The following is a 4,185-nucleotide window of genomic DNA, read 5'->3' on the forward strand; positions in this document are numbered from 1 at the left end:
AGCCCTCTCTCCTTGTACCTGACCCTCTATTCCCCCGAAAACATTTTACTCATACCCAGAAACCATGCCGGGGCTTCGGTCACCATAATCCCGCACTGTTTAAGGACGCCCGTGTGAATATCTTTGGGGAGACATTTCCGGGGTGCCGAAGAAAACAATACTCTCCCCCCGCAATAAAAACTTGTGGATAATGTGTATAAATCTGTGTATAACTGTTCTGCCGGGGCTTTCACCTGTGGAAACGCCGAAAAAAATTGTTATATTTGTCGAAAACCCCTGCCATCGATGAACGAATGGGGCAACTGGCATAGTGGAAAAGTGCGTCCCGCACCGAGAACCAGGCCAAAAACCTGGTGCGCGCCCCCTTCGAGCAGCGCGCTAGCAACCGCCGCCATAGTGCTGCCCGTGGTGAAAACATCGTCTACCACTACGACCGTTTTTCCGCTAATCATTTTCCGGTCGACAACTTTAAAGACCCCAGTCACGTTTATCTGCCGGGCGCTCCTACCGAGTTGCGCCTGTGGTGGCACTCCGGCATCCTTGGCCAGCACCGGCAAGCACCTGATCCTGCATTTTTCACTAAGCGCCGCTGCGAGCAGTGCTGCCTGGTTAAAGCCGCGTTCCCTCAGCCGCTCCGGACCAAGCGGCACCGGCACCAAGAGCTCTCCTTGTTGGTACCGCGGTTCCCGCTCCCAGACTGCCGCCATGAGGCCTCCTAAGTAATCAACGGCAGCCCGGCGGCCGCCGAACTTTAGGCGGTGCACGGCTTCCCGTAGCGCCCCCTCGTAAGGAAACACCGCGCGACAAAAGACGAAAGGCCACTCCCGGGAAGCACACTCCCGGCATACCCCCGTGCCGGAGCCCCGGAAAAAGCGACCGCAGACAGGGCAAAAAGGCTCTGCCGCAGCCGCTGCTACAAAATTTTGGCAGCAACTGCACAACCCTGCCGTCCCCCGCGAACCGCAAAGCGGGCAACTTCGCAGGGGGAAAAGCAGATTAAGAAGCGCCTTGCGAAACTCCCACGCCTTCATCGCGGCTGAAAATACCTTATGTCCCTTATCCCGCCCGCAGCTACAACCATGTTGCCCCCCTGGGCGCTTGCCTTTTTAAGCGCCCGCGCCGCTTTCTGCAGGATGGCCGTAAGATCCGCCCCATCGGAAGGAAAAACGGCGAGCCCAAGGCTAATTTTTAAGCGTAGCGGTTCAAAAACGCCTTCCACCCCGAAAAGGTGGCCTTCAACCGCCTGCCGGAGGCGCTCCGCCATTGTTCTTGCTACCCCTTCTGCCGCCCCCCGCAGGAGAACAGCGAATTCGTCGCCGCCGTACCGGGCAACTAAATCGTGGGCCCTTACGACGTTTTTGATCACCCGGCCCACCTCGCGGAGAGCAGCATCACCGGTAATGGGACCGTAAATCTCGTTAAAACGGCCGAAGTTATCGATATCGGCCAGAATAATTGCCAGCGGCTCGTCCCGTTCCAGGGCTGTCTCGCATGCCGCCTGCAACCGAAGCAAAAAGTAGCGCCGGTTGAGTACCCCTGTGACCGGATCGCTTTGTGCCAGGTGCTCGATCTGGTTGAAAAGCTGCGCGTTTCTAATGGCCACCGCAGCCTGACCGCCGATGATTGTAAGTAGCGATAGGGCACGCTCGTCAAAGGCGTAGGGGCGTCGTTCTCCCAAGACAAATATTCCCAACACCTCGTTTTCAGCCACCAAAGGGATCAGCACCAAGGAGCGCTCCGCTGCAAGAAAACTGCCCTCATTTTTGAGACGGATGTCTTCTCGGGTGTCGAAAATGATTTCGGGCTCCCGGTTTTCCGCAACCCAGCCTAGCATACTCTCCGGCCCAACTACGCTCTCCTTTATCCGCCGCGAAAAAGGGCCGCTCACCGCTGCGGGGACGAAAGCACGCCGCGGGGCTGACCAGATATAAATCACCCCGGTACGGTAAGACACCACCTGTCGGACGGTTTCGAGAACGAAGTCAAGCGTTTTTTCCAAGGAAAGGGTTTCCCCGAGGCGCCGCGCCACATGGTAGAGGGCGTATAGCTCCCGGTTGGTAAGCCAAAGCACCACGTAAAGGCGGAGGACGAACTGCAGAATTAGAACCGGAATAAAGAGGAGCACTGCCGCCCAGAAAGCCATTGCCTTCCAGAGAATAACCATGATGTAGGCTAACGGGACAGTAAAAAGATAGGTCACCGCGTCCCATTTGAGCGTCTCCCGCCAGAGCATTAACGGGTGGTAGCGCCGCCGTGGCAGAAGGTAAAGGTAGATCACCAGGTGATTGACCATAAAATAGGTGGCCGTGAAAGCAAGAACCGAGAAGGTATTGGTAAAGGCCTCTCGGTGGTGAACCGTGCCCCCGACCTTAAGGTAAACCAGATAAGCAACCCAGAAAGCGACTACGCACTGAGCGCTATTAAAAAGGCTGGCGCGCCAGGGTTCCCCTCGACCAAAAAGCCGCTGCCCTAAAAGGATCACTGCCCAGCCCGTCCAGATCAAAGCGGCAAAACCGTGCGTTAAAAAAAGGGTGAGCGCTACCGCCCACCCCGCAGATAGCTGCCCCTGCGGCAAGGAAACGGTTAAGCCCTCGGCGGTCAACCAGAAAAGGCCGGTGACCATTATCTCCCAGAGGGTATCGAGATCAAGTGCCCCGGCTGTTCCGTAAAGTAGCGAAAAAGCGAGCAGAATTACCAGCCAGGTATAAGATAGATGTAAAACCGTCCATCGCCGCACATTCCCCACCGTTATTTAGTTCGACAAAAATCTTTCCTTTCCCTGCCGAAAAAGCAGAATGCCGGCGTTCAACCGGCATAAGGGAAAAGGCTAAGGCTCGCATTTAAAGACCGGGGAAAGGAAGGTGGGCCCGAGAAACACAAGGGCCTACGGCCACGGCGGGGCATCTGGTTGCCACCGCCCACATAGATCACGCTTCTGCCCGCAGGATTTCCGCCTTATCGGTCCGCTCCCACGGCAAGTCGATATCGGTCCGGCCGAAATGACCATAGGCTGCGGTCTGCTTGTATATCGGCCGGCGCAGGTCGAAGTGGTCGATGATTGCAGCCGGGCGTAGGTCGAAGTGCTTGTGGACCAACTCTACTAGTCTTTCCTCCGGTACCTTGGCGGTGCCGAAGGTTTCCACGCTAATGGAAAGCGGGCGCGCGACGCCGATGGCGTACGCGACCTGGATCTCGCAGCGGTCGGCCAGACCCGCTGCCACAATGTTTTTTGCCACGTAACGCAGGGCGTAGCTCGCCGAGCGATCCACTTTTGTGGGGTCTTTTCCCGAAAAGCAGCCACCCCCGTGGCGAGCCATGCCGCCATAGGTATCGACCATGATCTTCCGTCCTGTAAGCCCTGTATCACCCTGCGGGCCGCCGACGACAAACCTTCCGGTGGGATTCACCAAAAAGCGCGTCTCGCTGTCGAGCAAAGGGGACGGGATCACCGGACGGATAACCCTGGTAAGGATGTCCTCCCGGATCGTCAGCAGGTCGATGTCTGGGTGGTGTTGGGCGGAAACGAGCACGGTGTGGACCCGCACCGGCTTGTCACCGTCGTACTCAACCGTCACCTGGGTTTTCCCATCGGGCCGTAGGTAGGGCAGCTCGCCGTTTTTGCGTACTGCAGCCAGCTGACGGGCCAGCCTGTGGGCCAGGACGATAGGGAGAGGCATCAACTCTTCTGTCTCGTTGGTAGCGTAACCGAACATCAACCCCTGGTCGCCCGCGCCGATTGAGCTATAAGGATCCCGGTCCTGCCCACTCTTGATCTCCAGCGCCTTGTCCACGCCAAGGGCGATATCCGGCGACTGTTCCTGAATACTGGTGATTACGGCGCAGGTCTCACTGTCGAAACCGAACTTCGCCCGCGTGTAACCAATACCCCGAATCGTCTCGCGCACTATCGTAGGGATATCCACGTAACACCTGGTCGTAATTTCCCCCGCTACAAAAGCGAGGCCATTAGTGACCAAGGTTTCACACGCCACCCGGGCCTCAGGGTCCTGGGCCAAGATCGCATCGAGAATCGCATCCGATATCTGGTCGGCCATCTTGTCCGGGTGCCCTTCAGTAACCGATTCCGACGTAAACAGGCGCTTCGTCATCGTGCACGCTCCCTCGACCAAAATTCACCGTTAATTTTAGCAGCGGTCGGTAAGCCTGTCAATAAAGCGCAAGTAC

At 57.3% G+C, this 4,185-nt stretch carries 3 protein-coding genes; all 3 read right to left on the reverse strand.

What is annotated here, in order from left to right; all coding sequences use genetic code 11:
• Window positions 1-257: 257 nt before the first annotated feature.
• On the reverse strand, window positions 258-1,031 hold the full coding sequence (locus ACUVTA_RS08720) for a double zinc ribbon domain-containing protein (RefSeq protein ID WP_445952555.1): 774 nt from the start codon (window positions 1,029-1,031) through the stop codon (window positions 258-260).
• Window positions 1,028-2,737, reverse strand: a complete 1,710-nt coding sequence (locus ACUVTA_RS08725; RefSeq protein WP_445952556.1) for a GGDEF domain-containing protein — start codon at window positions 2,735-2,737, stop codon at window positions 1,028-1,030. Before ACUVTA_RS08725 ends, ACUVTA_RS08720 begins: the two co-directional genes overlap by 4 nt.
• 190 nt (window positions 2,738-2,927) lie before the next feature.
• Entirely contained in the window at window positions 2,928-4,109 is a 1,182-nt protein-coding gene (gene metK / locus ACUVTA_RS08730; RefSeq protein ID WP_445952557.1) for a methionine adenosyltransferase, read from the reverse strand.
• Between the last annotated feature and the right edge of the window lie 76 nt (window positions 4,110-4,185).

Source organism: Thermodesulfitimonas sp. (assembly GCF_052743955.1).

Bases quoted from the DNA above. Each gene is read 5' to 3' on its own strand.
- metK (WP_445952557.1), bottom strand. From the start codon at position 4,109: ATGACGAAGCGCCTGTTTACGTCGGAATCGGTTACTGAAGGGCACCCG.
- ACUVTA_RS08720 (WP_445952555.1), bottom strand. From the start codon at position 1,031: ATGAAGGCGTGGGAGTTTCGCAAGGCGCTTCTTAATCTGCTTTTCCCC.